This window comes from Bradyrhizobium sp. BRP23 (genome assembly GCF_020194135.1).
Taxonomy (GTDB): Bacteria; Pseudomonadota; Alphaproteobacteria; order Rhizobiales; family Xanthobacteraceae; genus Bradyrhizobium; species Bradyrhizobium yuanmingense.
Genome location: NZ_JADYVW010000012.1, coordinates 56,133 through 73,467, shown reverse-complemented (window position 1 = coordinate 73,467; position 17,335 = coordinate 56,133). Strand labels below are relative to the sequence as shown.

The 17,335-nt window shown below is 65.0% G+C and carries 15 protein-coding genes and 1 pseudogene; 8 read left to right on the top strand and 8 right to left on the bottom strand.

Features of this window, described 5'->3' with window-relative positions:
• Positions 1-8: 8 nt before the first annotated feature.
• The 3 genes and pseudogenes from I6F24_RS28100 to I6F24_RS28090 all read right to left on the bottom strand — a co-directional run.
• A pseudogene (locus I6F24_RS28100) lies at positions 9-344 on the bottom strand (SRPBCC domain-containing protein); the annotation flags it as partial.
• A gap of 8 nt (positions 345-352) precedes the next feature.
• Complete coding sequence (locus I6F24_RS28095) at positions 353-805, bottom strand: metalloregulator ArsR/SmtB family transcription factor (protein ID WP_036002521.1); 453 nt, start codon at positions 803-805, stop codon at positions 353-355.
• Between the two features lie 150 nt (positions 806-955).
• On the bottom strand, positions 956-1,930 hold the full coding sequence (locus I6F24_RS28090) for a tripartite tricarboxylate transporter substrate binding protein (RefSeq protein ID WP_036024043.1): 975 nt from the start codon (positions 1,928-1,930) through the stop codon (positions 956-958).
• A 123-nt stretch (positions 1,931-2,053) separates the two neighbouring features.
• Here I6F24_RS28090 and I6F24_RS28085 point away from each other — a divergent pair, with 123 nt between their 5' ends.
• Together I6F24_RS28085 and I6F24_RS28080 are read left to right on the top strand one after the other, a co-directional pair.
• Positions 2,054-2,470: a VOC family protein gene (locus tag I6F24_RS28085; RefSeq protein WP_036024044.1), complete on the top strand. Its 417-nt coding sequence runs from the start codon at positions 2,054-2,056 to the stop codon at positions 2,468-2,470.
• 227 nt (positions 2,471-2,697) lie between these two features.
• Positions 2,698-4,278 (top strand): AMP-binding protein, encoded by a 1,581-nt coding sequence (locus I6F24_RS28080; RefSeq protein WP_036024055.1) that lies wholly within the window; start codon positions 2,698-2,700, stop codon positions 4,276-4,278.
• Positions 4,279-4,412: 134 nt separating this feature from the next.
• Here the strand turns inward: I6F24_RS28080 and I6F24_RS28075 are convergent, their stop codons facing one another.
• The 3 genes from I6F24_RS28075 to I6F24_RS28065 form a co-directional block, all read right to left on the bottom strand.
• The gene (locus I6F24_RS28075; protein WP_036024045.1) at positions 4,413-5,507 is read right to left on the bottom strand and encodes an HD domain-containing phosphohydrolase; all 1,095 of its coding nucleotides are present in this window, start codon (positions 5,505-5,507) and stop codon (positions 4,413-4,415) included.
• A 419-nt stretch (positions 5,508-5,926) separates the two neighbouring features.
• Positions 5,927-8,209 carry a molybdopterin cofactor-binding domain-containing protein gene (locus I6F24_RS28070; protein ID WP_074447595.1) on the bottom strand — a complete coding sequence of 761 codons (2,283 nt, stop codon included), beginning with the start codon at positions 8,207-8,209 and terminating at the stop codon, positions 5,927-5,929.
• On the bottom strand, positions 8,206-8,697 hold the full coding sequence (locus I6F24_RS28065; RefSeq protein ID WP_025033225.1) for a (2Fe-2S)-binding protein: 492 nt from the start codon (positions 8,695-8,697) through the stop codon (positions 8,206-8,208). The genes I6F24_RS28070 and I6F24_RS28065 overlap by 4 nt, the downstream gene beginning before the upstream one ends.
• A gap of 486 nt (positions 8,698-9,183) precedes the next feature.
• On the opposite strand from I6F24_RS28065, the gene I6F24_RS28060 reads away from it, so the two are divergent.
• The 3 genes from I6F24_RS28060 (at position 9,184) to I6F24_RS28050 (ending at position 11,147) form a co-directional block, all read left to right on the top strand.
• Positions 9,184-9,948, top strand: coding sequence for an alpha/beta fold hydrolase (locus tag I6F24_RS28060; protein ID WP_225152275.1), 765 nt, complete (start codon positions 9,184-9,186; stop codon positions 9,946-9,948).
• Positions 9,949-9,972: 24 nt separating this feature from the next.
• Entirely contained in the window at positions 9,973-10,308 is a 336-nt protein-coding gene (locus I6F24_RS28055) for a hypothetical protein (RefSeq protein WP_225152273.1), read from the top strand.
• 167 nt (positions 10,309-10,475) lie between these two features.
• Complete coding sequence (locus I6F24_RS28050) at positions 10,476-11,147, top strand: dienelactone hydrolase family protein (protein WP_109142045.1); 672 nt, start codon at positions 10,476-10,478, stop codon at positions 11,145-11,147.
• Positions 11,148-11,289: 142 nt separating this feature from the next.
• On the opposite strand, the gene I6F24_RS28045 is transcribed toward I6F24_RS28050, so the two are convergent.
• Positions 11,290-12,036, bottom strand: a complete 747-nt coding sequence (locus I6F24_RS28045; protein WP_036002627.1) for a polysaccharide biosynthesis/export family protein — start codon at positions 12,034-12,036, stop codon at positions 11,290-11,292.
• 133 nt (positions 12,037-12,169) lie between these two features.
• Positions 12,170-12,487 (bottom strand): hypothetical protein, encoded by a 318-nt coding sequence (locus I6F24_RS28040; protein ID WP_025033220.1) that lies wholly within the window; start codon positions 12,485-12,487, stop codon positions 12,170-12,172.
• A 423-nt stretch (positions 12,488-12,910) separates the two neighbouring features.
• Between I6F24_RS28040 and rpsT the strand changes: the two genes are divergently transcribed.
• The 3 genes from rpsT to dnaN all read left to right on the top strand — a co-directional run bounded on the left by rpsT (position 12,911) and on the right by dnaN (position 17,238).
• On the top strand, positions 12,911-13,177 hold the full coding sequence (rpsT, locus tag I6F24_RS28035) for a 30S ribosomal protein S20 (protein ID WP_036002606.1): 267 nt from the start codon (positions 12,911-12,913) through the stop codon (positions 13,175-13,177).
• Between the two features lie 1,273 nt (positions 13,178-14,450).
• Entirely contained in the window at positions 14,451-15,860 is a 1,410-nt protein-coding gene (gene dnaA, locus I6F24_RS28030; RefSeq protein ID WP_036024069.1) for a chromosomal replication initiator protein DnaA, read from the top strand.
• Between the two features lie 259 nt (positions 15,861-16,119).
• A complete protein-coding gene (dnaN, locus tag I6F24_RS28025) occupies positions 16,120-17,238 on the top strand; it encodes a DNA polymerase III subunit beta (protein WP_036002613.1) in 1,119 nt (372 codons plus the stop codon).
• Positions 17,239-17,335 lie beyond the last annotated feature (97 nt).

Sequence of the window (17,335 nt, the reverse complement as noted above, 5' to 3'; positions counted from 1 at the left end):
CTTGGGGATCAGGCGACGAAAGCATCGAGCTTGTCGAAAATCGAGCTCCAGCCGCGCTGGTGGTTGTCGCGCGCGGTCTCGTCGAAGAACTGGGCGTGATGGAAGATCATCAAGGTGCCGGCAGCGTCCGGCTTCAGCGAAATCGTCACCAGCGATTCACGCTCCGGCGTCGAGTGCCAGGCCCAGGTGAAGACCAGAAGCTCGTTCGGTACCAGCTCGCGATAGCGGCCGCCGGCCTCGAAATATTCGCCGTCGTCGCCGGTGAAGCTGATGCGAAACCGGCCGCCGACGCGGACGTCGAGCTCGGCTTGAAGCGTCGCCGGCTTCATGTTCGGCGGCCCGAACCATTGCGCTAGCTGCGCGGCTTGCGTCCAGGCGGCGTAGACCTTTTGCGGCGGCGCGCGGAGCCGGCGCGTGAGCGTGAGGCTTGGTCGTTCTGCCGGGCGTTCGGCGGTGTTGGCGGTTGCGTTGGCCATGTCTCTTCCTCCACGAAGGCGGCAAGGCGATCGAGATTGTGGGACCAGAACTGCGCATAACGATTGAGCCAGTTCATCGCCTGCTCCATCGGCTGCGCGGTCAGCCGGCAGGCGACCGTGCGCCCGGTCTTCTCGCGCACGATCAGCCCGGCATCGGTGAGCACGTCGAGATGCTTCATGATCGCCGGCAGCGATACCGCAAACGGGGCCGCCAGCTCGCTCACCGACAGGCCGTCCTGCTCGCCGAGGCGCGCCAGCAAGGCACGACGCGTCGGGTCTGACAGGGCCGCAAAAGTCCGGTCCAGCGTCTCGTCCTGATACTTAACCATGTGGTTTAGTATAGACGCGAGCGCGACAACGTCAAGCCGGAAGGCGCAGGGCGCGGATCCGCACGAGAGCGTGATCGGGTTGCTGGCAATGCAGCCAAGAAAAAAGCCCTGCCGAACGACAGGGCTCTCTTCCTCGTCATCACGAGATTTCTACTCGACCTTCAGGCCGGCGAAGTCGACGACCTTCTTCCACTTCTCGGTCTCGGCCTTGATCTCCTCGCCGAACGCCTCGGGCGTCTGCACCCGCGGCTCGCCGCCGAGCTCGACCAGGCGCTTGGCCATGTCGGGCTCCTTGAGCACCGCGTTGACCTCGGCGTTGAGCTTGGCGATGATTTCCTTCGGCGTGTTCTTCGGCGCGCCCATGCCGAACAACGCGCTCGCCTCATAGCCCTTGACGGTGTCGGCGATCGGCTGCACGTCGGGCAGCTGCGGCGAGCGTTCCGTGGTGGTGACACCGATCGCGCGCAGGCTGCCGGAGCGGATGTGCTGAATGATCGAAGGCATGTTGTCGAAGATCACCTGCACCTGGCCGGCGAGCATGTCAGTGATCGCGGGCGCGGCGCCGCGATAGGGCACGTGCTGCATCTTGCAGCCGGTCATGGCCATGAACATCTCGCCGGACAGATGCACCGAGGTGCCGTTGCCGGATGAGGCCATGTTCACCTTGCCGGGATTGGCCTTCACATACTCGATGAACTCGGCGACGTTCTTGGCCGGCACATCCTTGTTCACGGTCATCACGTTCGGCACGCGCTGGAACGAGGCGACCGGCGCGACATCGTTCACGAAGTTGAACTTGAGATTCTTGTAGAGCGAGGCGTTGATGTAGTTGGCCGGGTTGACCAGCTGCAGCGTGTAGCCGTCGGGCTCGGCATTGATGACCGATTCGGTCGCGATGTTGTTCCCGGCGCCCGGCTTGTTCTCGATCACGAATTGCTGGCCGAGCTTTTCCGACAGCCGCTGGCCGATCAGCCGTGCCAGGATGTCGGTGGCGCCGCCCGGCGGATAGCCCACCACCCATTTCACCGGACGGGCCGGATAATCGGCGGCAAAGGCCTTCGACAGCGGGGTGGCTGCAAGCGGACTGGCGGCGAGCAGGCCCAGCGCGGTACGGCGAGTGATCATCTCAAGGGTTCTCCCAGTGTTGTTCTTGAAGTCGGATGGCTTGAAAGCCGCGTCGCTGCGGTTGTAACAAAGCTTGCCGCGTGCGGAAAGTGCGCGGGGCACATCACGACGAAAGGATGAGACATGCCGGTCAAGGTTCATGCCCTGGATCATCTCGTGATCAATGTCAGCGACGTCGCGGCAAGTGCTGCGTGGTACGGCAAGATTCTCGGCATGGAAGTCAAGGCGTTCGATCCCGGCGGCGGCAAAGCGCCGCGGACTTTCCTTGAATTCGGTAACCAGAGGATCAACGTCCGGCAACGCGATGCCGACAAGGTGGAGTGGTTCACCGCGAACCATCCCACGGTGGGCAGCGAAGATTTGTGCTTTCTCACCTCGGCCACGCCGGACGAGGTGGTGGCGCATTTGCGGGCACATGGCGTCGCGATCGAGGAAGGTCCGGGCCCGAGGCAAGGCGCCCGCGGCACGTTGCGCTCGGTCTATTGCCGGGATCCCGATGGCAGTTTGATCGAGATCTCGTCGTACGGGGACGCCGGCTGATAGGGCCGCCGCGCCCCCGAACGCCGTCATTGCGAGGAGCGCTTGCGACGAAGCAATCCAGACTGCCTCCGTGGAGAGAGTCTGGATTGCTTCGCTGCGCTCGCAATGACGGTGGAGAGAGCGCGCTCACGCATACCCCCGATTGCGTCCCGCGTCGTCCAATGGCAGGAAGACGCAATCATCAAAAGACAGCCGCCGGCAAGATGCAGGCTGCACGGGAGGTCGCCATGCCAGTTCAACAGACCACAGCTGGAATCGTGGGCCCGTTCGACGGGCTCGACGTGCCCTGGCTGCTCAAGCTGCGCGCCGAGGTCCGGCGTGATCATCCGTTCCTGATCTGGGCCCCGTTCGACGCGCCGGCGCGGCGCTGGAGCTACGGCGAGTTTCACGAGCGCGTCGGCGCGCTCGCGGCCGGCCTCGCCAGGCGCGGCGTCAAGCCGGGCGAGTATGTGCTCATTCATCTCGACAATTGCATCGAGGCGATGCTGGCCTGGTTCGCCTGCGTCGAGCTCGGGGCCGTCGCCGTCACCACCAATACGCGCTCGGCGCCGGCCGAGATCGCGTATTTCGCCGATCATTGCGGCGCGGTCGCCGCGATCACGCAGCCGGCCTATGCGGAAGCCGTCGCGCAGAACTGCCGCAGCATACGCTGGCTGGCGGTGACCTCGCACGATGCGGGGGCGGCGCCCGCGCGGGGCGTCTCGCGGGGCGACAGCTTCGAATCGCTGTTCGCCGACAGTGCCGATCGCCCCCGGCGCGCGACCGATCCGCTCGCGCCATGCAGCGTGCAATACACCTCGGGCACGACGTCGCGGCCGAAGGCGGTGCTGTGGACCCACGCCAACGCACTGTGGGGCGCCAAGATCAACGCCGCGCACGAGGACCTTCATGCCCGCGACGTGCACCAGGCGTACCTGCCCCTGTTCCACACCAATGCGCTGGCCTATTCCATGCTGGCGACGCTGTGGGTCGGCGCCACTTGCGTGATCCAGCCGCGCTTCTCCGCCAGCCGGTTCTGGGGCGTCGCGCGCGAGCACGGCGCGACCTGGACCTCGACCATCCCGTTCTGCATGAAAGCGCTGCTCGAGCAGGAGGTCCCGCAAGACCACAAGTTCCGCCTGTGGGGCACCGCCATCAACGAGCCGCCGGCCTTTGCCGCCTTCGGCGTCAAGATGATCGGCTGGTGGGGCATGACCGAGACCATCACCCACGGCATCGTCGGCGAGGTGGATCAGCCCAACATCCCGATGTCGATCGGTCGCGCCGCGCCCGAGTATCAGATCCGCATCACCGACGACGACGGACGGCCGACGGAGGTCGGCGACACCGGCAATCTCGCGATCAGGGGCATCCCCGGCCTGTCGCTGTTCGCCGAGTACCTGCACAACGAGAAGGCGACGCGCGAGAGTTTTGACGAGCACGGCTTCTTCCTCACCGGCGACCGCGTCGAGCGATTGGAGAACGGCTTCATCAAGTTCGGCGACCGCGCCAAGGACATGCTGAAGGTCGGCGGCGAGAACGTTGCGGCTTCCGAGATCGAGCAGGTGATCGCGCTCGTGCCGGGCGTGCGCGAGGCCGCGGTGGTGGCGAAGAAGCACCCGATGCTGGACGAGGTGCCGGTGGTCTTCATCATCCCGCAGGGCGGCGTCGCAGGCGCGGCCCCCGACCTGCAGGACCGCGTGATGGAAGCCTGCCGCAGGGGCCTCGCCGACTTCAAGCTGCCGCGCGAGATCAGGCTCGTCGACGACATGCCGCGCTCGACGCTGGAGAAGGTGGCGAAGGCGGAGCTGCGGAAGCTGGTGGGGTGATCTCGTAGGTGGGTTAGCCGAAGGCGTAACCCACCTACTTCGTTCGGCAATTGCGGAGGCATGGTGGGTTACGCCTGGCGCCTGCGCTTCGCGCAGCCGCGAGGCTAACCCACCCTACGACTACGGCATCCCGACTAGAACGACCCCAGCGCGACCGGGCGGAACGCCTGCAGCAGCTGCTGGTCGAGCTTGCCGCCCATGCCTTCCATCATCGTGAAGGCGCGGGAGTGGGTGAAGGGCATGCGGTAGGCGCGCTTCTCGACGAGCGCGGCGTAGATGTCGACGATTGTCGTCAGGCGCACGATGTCGCTGATCTGGTTCGACGACAGGCCGTTCGGATAGCCGGAGCCGTCGAGGAATTCGTGGTGATGCAGCACCACGTCCAGCATCTCCGGCGGGAAGCCGCCTTGCGCGGCGAGCGCATCATAGCCGCGGCGCGGATGCTGGCGGACCTCAGCCATCTCCTCGTCGGTGAGCTTGCCGGGCTTGTCGAGCAGCCAGGCCGGAACGAAGGCCTTGCCGACGTCGTGCAGCAGCGCGGCGCGGGTCAGGCGGCGCTGGTCGTCCTCGCGCATGCCGAGATGCTGGGCGAAGGCGACGGCGAAGCCGGTGACGAACAGGCAATGGCGGTAGCTGCCGACATGGTGACAGCCGACCGTGGTGAGCCATTCCCGCAGCGAGGAATGCTTGATCGCCTTCAGGATCTTGCTCTCGGCGGCGATGACGTCATCGAAGGTCAGGGGCACGCCGAGTGGCAGCTTCTCGAACATCTTGGTCAGCACCGCATGCGCCGCCTCGACGCCGCGGTTGAGCGTCTTGCCGCGATCGGTCGCGTCATAGGCCGCGGTGTCCGGGAAGGCGGCGCGGATGCGCTGCAGGATGGCCTCGGCCTGGAGCGGCCGCGAGATGGTGTCGGTGGCCCCGAGCGCCCAGGCCTGCATGGTGCCGTGATGCAGGGCGTCCGCGAGCACGAACAGCCGCGGCATCGAACGATAGGCATCGCCGCGCAGCTTGTTGCGGACCCGCTGCACGCTGTCGGGCGAGCGCAGATTGATGTCGACCACGAGCCCGGAGAGATCGCGCGACGGCTGGGCGGGGATTTCGTCCGTCTTCACCGTGGAGACGTCGCCGACCGCTTTCAGGATGCTGGCGAGCTCGCTGCTCCCGTCGCTCCGATCGGAGGCGAGCAGGAGCCGGCGTTTGGCGGCGGATTTGGCTGTGGCGTTCATGGCTTCCCCCACAAGGACCGGAAACTCGGGCGTATTGGCCGATGAGCCTAAGCCGGATCAGGTTCTCTGGCCCTTAAGAGGCGTGCTCAATGGAACCTTGGGGAATTGCACGCAATTTTACGGAGTGGGGTTCCGGGGGGAATTTCACAACCGGCGAAAACAACCCCATGCACAGTAGAACGGGCATTGATGGATAAGGGGAATTTTGGACGCTATCGCCCCGCCCTCCGCTGTCGTCGCCCGGCTTGACCGGGCGACCCAGTACGCTGAGACGGTCCGGCTGAAACCGAGAAGCCGCGGCGTACTGGATGCCCCGGTCAAGCCGGGGCATGACGGTGAGGGTGTGGAGGCGGCTCCAAAACAAATCCGCCGGAGGTTGCCCTCCGGCGGATCAGCTCATTCGGCAATCGCAGCGCGACTTACGCCTTCATGCTCGCCTTCACGGCTTCCGCGGTGATCGGCAGGGCGCGGACGCGGGCGCCGCTGGCATTGAAGATGGCGTTGCCGATGGCCGGCGCGACCACGGTGACCGCGGGCTCGCCGACGCCGGTGGCCTTCTCGCCATTGGCGATCACGGCGATCGCGACCTCGGGCGTCTGGCTCATGCGCAAGGGCGTGTAGCCATCGAAATTGGTCTGCTCGATGCCACCGTCCTTCAGCGTCGCCTTCTCGTACATCGCCAGCGACAGGCCCCACAGCGCCGCACCCTCGACCTGGGCGCGGACATTGTCGGGATGCACCTGCGTGCCGACGTCGGTTGCGACCGTGAGCTTCTTCACGGTCACCTCCCCCGACGGCGCGACGGCGACGTGAGCCACGCACGCCGTCCAGCTCGCGGTCGCCCGCTCCTGCGACGAGACGCAGGCGACGCCCATGCCCTCGCCTTTCGGCAATTGCTTGGTGCCGTAGCCGGACAGTCCCATCGCGGCGAGCAGCGTGTTGCGCAAGCGCTGCGCGCCGCCGTCGTTCTTGCCGGCGCCGTCGAGCAACGAGATGCGGAACTGGGCGGGATCCTTGCCCGTCGCCGCCGCGATCTCGTCGATCATGCTTTCGACCGCCCAGAAGGTCCAGCCCGGCGCCACCGAGCGAAGCTGGCCGGAGGGCGTGGCGTTGTGCGCGAGCTCGTTCTTGATCGCGCGCACATAATGGTTGGGCACGGTGTAGAAGAAGTCCGCGCCGTTCACAGTAAAGGAATCGAGCGGGCCCTTCTTGTCGACCGAGGGCGTGAGGAAGTCGGGGATTCCCCAGCGCGCGGTCGGCCAGGCCGAGACCACGTCGTGGCTGATCGCAATCAGCTTGCCATCGCCATCCACGCCGGCCTTCACTTTTTGGTAGGTGAGGGGACGCGAGAAATCCATCGTCATGTCGTTCTCGCGCGAGTAGATCACCTTCACCGGCTTGCCGACCGCCTTGGCCGCCTGCACCGCCGGAATCATCATGTCGGCATCGAGACGCCGGCCGAAGCCGCCGCCCAGCCACATCTGGTGCATGACCACGAACTTCGGATCGATCCCGGCAGCTCCCGCCGCGATCGCGCCGGAGCGCGTTGCGAACTGGTTGCCGGAATAGATGTGCAGGATGTCGCCCTTGAACTCCGCGGTGGCGTTCATCGGCTCCAGCGGCGCGTGGATGTTGATGCTGGTGGTGTATTCCGCCTCCACCACCTTGGCCGCCGAGCCGAAGGCTGCATTGGGATCGCCGTCCTTAACGAAGAACTGGCCGGAATCGTCCAGCTTCTGGAGCCGCTTGGCCTCGTCGAGCAGCGACTCGCTCGACACCTTCGCATTCGGTCCCGCGTCATAGGCGATCTTCAGCGCCTGCGCCGCTTTCTTGGCGTTGGCGTAGGTGCTGGCGACGGCGACGACCCAGCCCGATGTCGTCCCGGTCTTGTCGTCGAGCGTGACGGCCTTGATGAAGCCCGACACCTTCTTTGCCGCGCTGTCGTCGACCGATTTCACGGTGGCGCCGAAGCGCACCGGCGGCGTGACCAGGGCGCCATAGGCCATGCCCGGCAGCATCACGTCGATACCGTACTTGGCCGTGCCGTTGGTCTTTGAGGGGATGTCGAGTTGCGGAACCGAGACGCCGATCATGGTGTACTGGTCCGGCGATTTCAGCTTGATCGCCTTCAGCTCGTCGGGCGTGAAGGTTTTCGTCGCCTTGCCGCTTTTCACGACATCGGCAAACGACATCTGCTTCTTCGATTTCGGATGCACGATCATGGAATCGCGCACCACGAGCTCCGATGCCGGCACGCCCATGGCGGCGGCGGCACCTTCGGTCAATGCGATGCGACCGGCGGCGCCGGCCCGGCTCATCGCTTCGAAGTTCATCATGGTCGACCAGCTGCCGCCGGTGATCTGCGCGCCCAGCACGGGATCGTTGAACTTGGGATCGTTGGAGGCGAGCGCTACGCGCATGTCGCTCCATTTCGCGCCCAGCTCCTCGCAGACGATCTGCGCCATGGTGGAGGCGATGTGCTGGCCCATATCGGCCTTGCCGCAGGTCACGGTGACAAGCCCGTCCGGCGCGATCGCGTACCACACGCTCGGCTCGAAATTGGCGGGCGCGGCGGCTGCCGATTCGATGCCGGGCACGCCGGCATAGCCGAGCACGAGGCCGGTCGCGGCGGTGCCGACGAGGAAGGAGCGGCGGCTGAGATCCGTCGTCTCGGGCGTCAATTTCTTCACATGCTCGTTCATGTGGGCCTCCGCTCGCTCGAGGTGGCCGAGGCGGTGCGCATCTCGGATGCGGCGCGCATGATCGCCTTCTGGATCCGCGAATAGGTCATGCAGCGGCAGAGATTGCCGTCCATATGGGCGACCACTTCCTCCTTGGTCGGATTGGGATTCTTGGCGAGCAGCGAAGCCGCCTGCATGATCTGGCCGGACTGGCAATAGCCGCATTGCGGCACCTGCTCGGCGATCCAGGCCTTCTGCAAGGGATGATCGCCCTTGGCGGAGAGACCTTCGATGGTGGTGATCTTCTTGCCGGCGACGTCACTGAGCATGGTCTGGCACGAGCGCACGGCTTCACCGTTGACATGCACGGTGCAGGCACCGCACAGCCCGGCACCGCAGCCGAACTTGGTGCCTGTCATCTGCAATTGCTCGCGGATCGCCCAGAGGAGCGGCGTGTCGTTCGCCGCATCCACGGACAGACTCCGCCCGTTGATGGTGAGAGTTGGCATAGGCGTCTTCCCCTGCCGGTGCATGAAAGCCGCTTACGGCGGCAATTTGAATGGCGGACGCCCACCGGGCTGGCGTCAGCCTTGCCGGCGAGAATGATCGCGTTCCAGCGCGGAGGCAAATGCAATTTGGAACGAGTCGAAAAAGCGCTCGCCACACTCGCCCGTTGTGCGCCGCGCCAAGGGCGTCGACGCAGCCACTGGACACAACAGCGCATGCCTCCGGCATGCGTGCTACGCATTCAGGCAGTTTCTTCGAGGTAACTTGGCGAGCTAAGGTGCAGCTGCCGCCGCTTTCTTCCTTCTCCCCTTGTGGGAGACGGTGGCGTGAAGCGCCGGATGAAGGGTTGTATCCGCGCACTCGCATTGAGAGAGTCATGCGCGGATAGAGACCCCTCACCCGGCTTCGCTTTCAGCGAAGTCACCCTCTCCCGCAAGGGGAGAGGGTGCAGCGGTGTCGTGGCGAGGAAAAAGAAAGGGCGGGAAGCAATGCCGGAGATCAATCGCGACGGCGTCAACATCTACTACGAGGTTCATGGCAACGGGCCGCCGCTGCTGCTCACCCACGGCTATTCCTCGACCTCGGCGATGTGGCATGGGCAAATCGACGCGCTGGCGAAGGACCACGCGCTGATCCTGTGGGACATGCGCGGCCACGGCCAGTCCGATTACCCTGACGATGCGAGTGCTTATAGCGAAGACCTCACGGTCGGTGACATGGCGGCGATCCTCGATGCGGTCGGCGCGAAGCGCGCCATCATCGGCGGGCTTTCGCTCGGCGGCTACATGTCGCTGGCGTTCTACCGCGCACATCCGGAGCGGGCCCGCGCGCTGCTGATCATCGACACCGGCCCCGGCTTCAGGAAGGACGATGCGCGCGAAGCTTGGAACGCGCGAGCGCTCGCCACGGCCGACCGGCTCGACCGCGAAGGCCTCGATGTGCTGAAATCGGCGACGCGCGAGCGCGCCACCGCGAACCATCGCAACGCCAGCGGGCTTGCGCTCGCCGCGCGCGGCATGCTGACCCAGCGCGATGCGCGCGTGATGGAGCTGTTGCCTGAGATTAAGGTGCCCAGCCTGATCGTGGTCGGCGCCGACGACACCCCGTTCCTCGCCGCGTCCGACTACATGGCCGCAAAAATCCCCGGCGCACAAAAGGTCGTGATCCCCGCCGCCGGCCACGCCGTCAACATCGATCAGCCCCAGGCTTTTGTTGACGCGGTCGTGCCTTTCCTGAAGAACTTGCCGGCATAGGCCGATCGAGCAGGGACACAGGCGATGAAGCTGATGATGCTGGCTGCGGGGACGATGTTGCTGTCGCTATCCGCACAGGCCGAGCCGATCGGCGCCGTGCCGCCGCGCCAGCCCTTCGTTGCGACCTTGTCGAACAACACGCCGCTCGCCTTCGGCATGGATGCCGAACAGACCGCGCGCGCCCTCGGGCAGAGGCTGCAATATGTGCGGGGACGTCCCGGCCACGAGATCTATCTCGCCTTGCGCAATATCGGCGGCAGCGGCCTGATCCCCCATCGCCACCGCCTGTTCCTGCAATTCCGCCACGGCCGGCTGGCCGGATGGAAGGAGGATTACGGCGAGAACTGGATGTGGGAGTGAGGTGTTACCCCTCATCCTGAGGAGCTTGCACAGCAAGCGTCTCGAAGGATGCAGGCCCGGCTGCTGCATCTCGGCCTTTCATCCTTCGAGACGCGCGCAGGTGCGCGCTCCTCAGGATGAGGGGAGTGAGCTGAATTTCGGATCGACAACCAAGAAGGACAACCCGCGTGGGACAGGACATCAAGCTGACGGCCTCGGACAATTTCCAGCTCGGCGCCTATCGCGCTGAACCCGCCGGCACACCGAAGGGCGCGGTGGTGGTGATCCAGGAGATCTTTGGGGTCAATCACCACATCCGCTCGGTCTGCGACCGCCTCGCCGGGGAAGGCTATGTCGCGATCGCGCCGTCGATCTTCGACCGGACGGCGCCGAACTTCCAGTCGGGCTATTCGCCCGACGAGATCGCGGAGGCGCGCAAGTTCGTGGCCAACCCGGACTGGGCCGCGATGCTGCGCGACACGCAAGCTGCGATCGATGCGGTGAAGAGCGTCGGGCCCGTCGGCATCATCGGCTTTTGCTTAGGCGGCAGCATCGCTTTCGTCGCGGCGACGCGATTGACCGGCCTGAAGGCGGCAATCGGTTATTACGGCGGCGCCGTCGTTCGCTTCGCCGACGAGACGCCGAAGGTGCCGACCCAGCTGCATTTCGGCGAGAAGGATGCCGGCATTCCGCTCGCCGATGTCGAGACCATCAAGTCGAAGCGGCCGGATGTGGAGGTCTTCATCTATCCAGGCGCCCAGCATGGTTTCCATTGCGACGAGCGCGCCAGCTACGACAAGGCCAGCGCAGACATCGCCTGGCCGCGCAGCATGGATTTTTTCGCGAAGCATTTGACGTAGGTAGCGGCCGGCTCTCTCACCGTCATTCCGGGATGCGCCGCGCAGCGGTGCAGGCCCGGAATCCATCGGGCATCAGAGCCAGTCGAGGAATGGATTCCGGGCTCGCGCTACGCGCGCCCCGGAATGACGAGGGGAGAGAGCCCTAGAACCAGCGCTCGCCGACGAACACGGTGTCGCCGGGCGCGAGCGGCGTGCCGAGCGGCACCACGGCGCGCATGGCGCCGCCGTTCTCGGTGTGCGTGACGGTGACCATGTCGCGCTTGGCGCGCGGGGAGAAGCCGCCGGCGATGGCGACCGCGCTCTCAACCGTCATGTTCGGCACGTATGGATATTGGCCGGGCGCGAGGACCTCGCCGAGGATGAAGAACGGACGATAGGTCTCGATCTCGACCGCCACCGAAGGCTCGCGGATGTAGCCGTTGCGCAGGCGTGCGGCGATCTCGCCGGCCAGCCCTGCCGTGGTGCGGCCGCGGGCGGGCACCGCGCCGATCAGCGGCATGGTGATGGAGCCGCCGGCGTCGATCGCATAGCTGTTGGTGAGACCTTCCTGGCCGTAGACCACGACGCGAAGCTTGTCGCCGGCGTCGAGATGGTAGGAGGGGCCATTGCGCACCGGCACCGCCATCGGCGCGGCGTAGCCGACAGGCATCGGTGCGGGCGAAGCGGCAAAGGAATTGCTGAGCGCTGCGATCGCGCCACCGCCGTTATTGGCGACGACGACCGGCCGCGGCGCATTATAGGGCTGGCCATAGGCCATGGCATCGAGATCGGGACGAGGCTGCACCATCGCGACGGGAGTTGCGGTCTGCATGCAGCCGCCCAAAGCGAGCGCGGCGGACGCTGCCAAGGACGCCAAGTTCGACCATCGAAACGCGCGTGCAACCGGCACCGGACCCATCCTCGAAACGAGACGGCTCCAGTGATGCACCGGTTATGGTTAATAAAGCGTTGAGTGGGGCTCCAACCCTCCCCTGGAGGGGGAGGGTAAGAGGCAGCGCTGTTACGCGGCGCCAGCTGCAGGCTCAATCCCGGGAATAGCCGATCAGCGGTTTCCGCGGGCGGAACAAGATCATCAGGAGGATGCCGAGAATGCCGAGGACGGCGAAGACCGGCTGCTCCAGCACCAGGCGGATCACCGAGGTCCAGAGCCAGGGCGCCTTGGCCTCGACCCAGGTGCGGAAGGCCGATTGGCTGGCCTGATTGATATCGTTCCAGAACTGGCCGAAGCGGGTGAATTTGAGGGTCTGGTCGGCCACCCAGCGGGCGCCGTCATAGACCATGAAGATGAACCCGCCGGCGAGCAGCAACAGCCCAATCAGTCGGAAAAAGCCGCGGATCATGCCTCACCTACGATGGCCGTCGAAGCGGACGACCTTTTCGGAACGATGCCAGCCAATAGCCGGGCGACGGCAGAAATTCAACCTCTTCAGGGCGTTACGGCACTCATCCAGGCCGCCAAAGGGGCGTTTCCGGCGCCCGAAAGCGTTGACGGTGCGAAAGACCCTCTCTATAAGGGCGCCAACTGGCGGTGGGCGCAATCCCGCCGCCGCTGTTCTTTGAGCAGTTGCAGGCACCCTGGGCTTCAGGACTCATCCGAGCTTGAAGACACCTTGGAGCCTCAGAGACAGCCGCAAGGCGGTCGCTCATGTTCCGGGAACGGCCCAGCAACCGAACACCCTAAATCCGAGCGTCGATTCCGCGGTCAAGCAAGCCGGCGCTACCCGACCAAGACGCGACCGGTACCCGCAAAGGACATTGAGACCATGGCCAATACCACTTCCGCCAAGAAAGCGACGCGCAAGATCGCCCGCCGCACTGCCGTCAACAAGTCGCGCCGCACCCAGATGCGTGGCGCCGTGCGCAACGTCGAGGAAGCCATCGAGAGCGGCGACCGCGCCGCTGCCGTGAAGGCGCTCGCGACGGCCGAGCCCGCCTTGATGCGCGCCGCCCAGCGCAACATCATTCACAAGAACAACGCCAGCCGCAAAGTCTCGCGCCTCACCGCGCAGATCGCCAAGCTCGCGAAGTAAATCTGCTAAGTCATCTTGGCGACATCGTCTGATCGGTCGATCCGGTCAGCGCGTCAAACAGCCCGGCCTCGCGCCGGGCTTTTTTGTTGACTGTCACATTCACGCAAGCAGTCACGCGAGGCTCACGCCTCGCTTGGATGATTTACATCGTCTGCGTCAGTCTTCATTCCGTAATTCTACCTGCCGATGTTCTGCAACAGAGGAAACTTCACTGCGTTGCAAAAAACCCCTGTGAGGCGGGCGCGAATTGAATCGATGGCCGATGAGAGTTCTGCACACCGTAGATTCACCGGAACGTGTGTCACGGTGGAGTTACCCTGCAAAACGAGTCTCGAAAAGCGATGGCTCGATAATCACTTATCAACATAGCAGCGACAAGCATTTGGAAAAATCGCCCGCACGTCGGGCGCATGACGAATTTATAAAAATAATTTGGCGCTGAACGAGAATTGTCACATGACGCGCGGCCTTCTCGATTCTGTGCACGGATTCAAAAACTTGCTTCGCAGCCTGTGAACAACTCCTGTGCGACGTTAACCGAGGTCAAGTTTTTTGACGGCTCAACTGTGAATCAATTTCGTTGCGAGTCTTTCCGCTTAGTGTATTCCTTAACCCAGTCAGCGGCGCCCACGATCTTCAGACCAGCGCGGTTTAGGAAACGGGGCGAGCGTGCAAATCGGCGGCGGTGTGCACGTAGGCGACGCTTCAAAAAGTGATGTCGGTGCAAAACCCACAGCAATGTGGGAATGGTAGCTCTTTGTCTGAATGTTTCCAAGCGGGACCTTTCCCGCTCGCGCCAGGCGCATCTACTCGCGCCAGGCTCATATGAGAGACATCGCGAAGCTACCCCGGCACGCAAGGTGGCGAAGTCGAGCGGACGACTAGTACATTTGGGCAGGCATCCGCGACAGGAGTACGGCGCGGTTGTCTTTAGGACACGCAGGACCTTGTCGTGAGCGATCACGGCAGGACGGGGAGGTATCATGTCTTACGGACTCAACGCGGTATTGCAGCACGTTTCCTTTTCCAACGATGCCGTTTCAGCCCCGTCGGATTTCCAGCCTCCCGCGCGTGACGGAGCGCCGAGTACGCGCTGACCTCGCGACCCCTCCATCTCTGACATCGCTGATCTGACCCGCGGCGTTCGCGCCGAACGGTCGAGCCATGCCCGACGATGGACTCGCTCGAGGTCGCGTCACTTCAGGGACCGTGGCAGGAACCCTGCATGGCGCTCACAAACGCAACTATATCTCTCAAGAGAAGTTTTCTGACGATGACAATGGAACAGGATCGCTGGTCACGCGTGAAGGGTCGGCTGCGCTCGAGCGTTGGCGAGGACGTCTACACGAGCTGGTTTGCGCGCATGGATCTGGAAGGCGTGCAGGACGAGAGCGTGCGGCTCTCGGTGCCGACGCGATTCCTGAAGAGCTGGATTCAGGCCCATTATGCCGAGCGCGTGCTGTCGTGCTGGCAGGCCGAGATGCCGGAAGTGCATCGCATCGACCTCACGGTGCGGTCCGCCGTGCGACCCTCGGCGCAGCCGAAGGAAGCGCCCGCGCCGGTCGAGGCGCGCCGCGCGCCGATGCCGGAATTGCGCTCGACCGCGACCGCGCCGGTCTCGGCCAATCACGACGCGCTCGGCGGCTCGCCGCTCGATCCGCGCCTGACCTTCGCGAGCTTCGTCGTCGGCCGCTCCAACACGCTGGCCCATGCGGCCGCGCGCCAGGTCGCCGAAGGGCGTCGTGGCGACCCCGTGATGTTCAACCCGCTCTACATCCATGCCGGCGTCGGCCTCGGCAAGACGCATCTCTTGCAGGCCGTGACCTGGGCCGGCAATTCCGGCAACGAGCGCAAGGTGCTGTATCTCACGGCCGAAAAATTCATGTATGGCTTCGTCGCCGCGCTGAAGACGCAGACGGCGCTGGCCTTCAAGGAAGCGCTGCGCGGCATCGACGTGCTTGTCATCGACGACCTCCAGTTCCTGCAGGGCAAGTCGACGCAGGCCGAGTTCTGCCACACGCTGAACGCGCTGATCGACGCCGGCCGCCAGGTCGTGATCGCGGCCGACCGTCCGCCATCGGATCTGGAAAGCCTCGACGATCGCGTCCGCTCGCGGCTCGCCGGCGGGCTCGTGGTCGAGATGGGATCGCTCGGCGAGGAGCTGCGCCACGGCATCCTGAAGTCGCGCGTCGCGGCGGCCCGCGCCCATCACGCCACGTTCGAGGTGCCCGAGGAGGTGCTGCATTATCTGGCGCGCACCATCACCCATAACGGCCGCGACCTCGAAGGCGCTATCAACCGGCTGCTGGCGCATTCCAAGCTCAACAACCGGCCGGTGACGCTGGAGATGGCCGAGCACGAGGTGCGCGACCTGGTGCGGCCGCAGGAGCCGAAGCGGATCAAGATCGAGGACATCCAGCGCGTGGTGGCGCGGCAGTATAATGTCAGCCGCTCCGACCTCTTGTCCTCGCGCCGCACCGCCAACGTGGTGCGCCCGCGCCAGGTGGCGATGTATCTCGCCAAGACGCTGACGCTGCGCTCGCTGCCCGAGATCGGCCGCCGCTTCGGCGGACGCGACCACACCACGGTGCTGCACGCGGTGCGCAAGATCGAGGCGCTGGTCTCCAAGGACACCGCGCTGTCGGAGGAAGTGGAATCGCTGAAGCGCCAGCTTCAGGAATAAAGGCCTAGGGCTCCCGCCCTGCTCCCGCCGCCCCGGCTTGCCTGGGCGGCGGTCTTCGTTTTGAGGCGGTAAATCGTGGGGAACTGGCCCCAATGCCTTGAATCTGCGGGCCATCCGCGCCACCTTGCGCGACCCAGACGGCTTTGGTCATATCGGCAGGAATGATCCGGCCGGTCGGGGTCTTCGATGCCGTGGCGCGCGTCCCGCCGCCCGGCCTTCTCAACGCTGTGTTTTCCTAAGGGATCGGGCGAGTAGTGCAATGAAGGTTACGGTCGAACGCGCACAACTGCTGAAGTCGCTGGGCCATGTCCACCGCGTGGTCGAGCGCCGCAACACGATCCCGATTCTCGGCAACGTGCTGGTGCGCGCCGAGAACGCGAAATTGTCGCTGAAGGCGACCGACCTCGACCTCGAAGTGACCGAGACGCTGCCGGCGGAAACCGCGACCGCGGGCTCCACCACGGTACCGGCGCACATGTTCTACGACATCGTGCGCAAGCTGCCGGACGGCTCGCAGATCGTGCTGGAGGCCGACGGCGACCGCGCCGTGCTCGCCATCCGCGCCGGCCGCTCGCGCTTCACGCTGCAGACGCTGCCGGAGAACGATTTCCCGGATCTGGCCGCCGGCGACATGTCGCATTCGTTCTCGCTCGCCGCCAAGGACGTCAAGCGGCTGATCGACCGCACCCAGTTCGCGATCTCGACCGAGGAGACGCGCTATTACCTCAACGGCATCTATCTGCATGCCGCCGGCACGCCAAAGGCCGCCACCCTGCGCGGTGTCGCCACCGACGGTCACCGCCTCGCCCAGCTCGACCTGGTGCAGCCCAAGGGCGCCGAGGGCATGCCCGGCGTGATCGTGCCGCGCAAGACGGTCGGCGAGGTGCAGCGCCTGATCGAGGACACCGAGGCCGAGATGACGATCGAGCTGTCGCAGGCCAAGATCCGCTTCACCATCGGCAACGTCGTGCTGACCTCGAAGCTGATCGACGGCACCTTCCCCGATTACGGCCGCGTCATTCCGCAGAACAACGACAAGGAGCTCGTCGTCGACAAGAAGGATTTCGAGAACGCGGTCGACCGCGTCTCGACGATTTCGAGCGAGCGCGGCCGCGCGGTCAAATTGTCGCTGTCGGCGGGCAAGCTGGTGCTGTCGGTGACCAATCCGGATTCCGGCAGCGCGACCGAAGAGCTCGAGGTCGAATACGCCTCCGACGCGCTCGATATCGGCTTCAACTCCCGCTATCTGCTCGACATCGCCGCCCAGATCGAAGGCGACGTCGCCACGCTCCGCCTCGCCGACCCCGGCTCGCCGACCCTGGTGCAGGACCGCGACGACAAGAGCGCGCTGTACGTGCTGATGCCGATGCGGGTGTGAGACCTACCGGCATCCACACCTGTCACTACATCGTCATGGCCGGCGTAGCCGTCCGAAAGGACGGCGTCGCTTTGCTCCGCCTATGTCCCGGCCATCC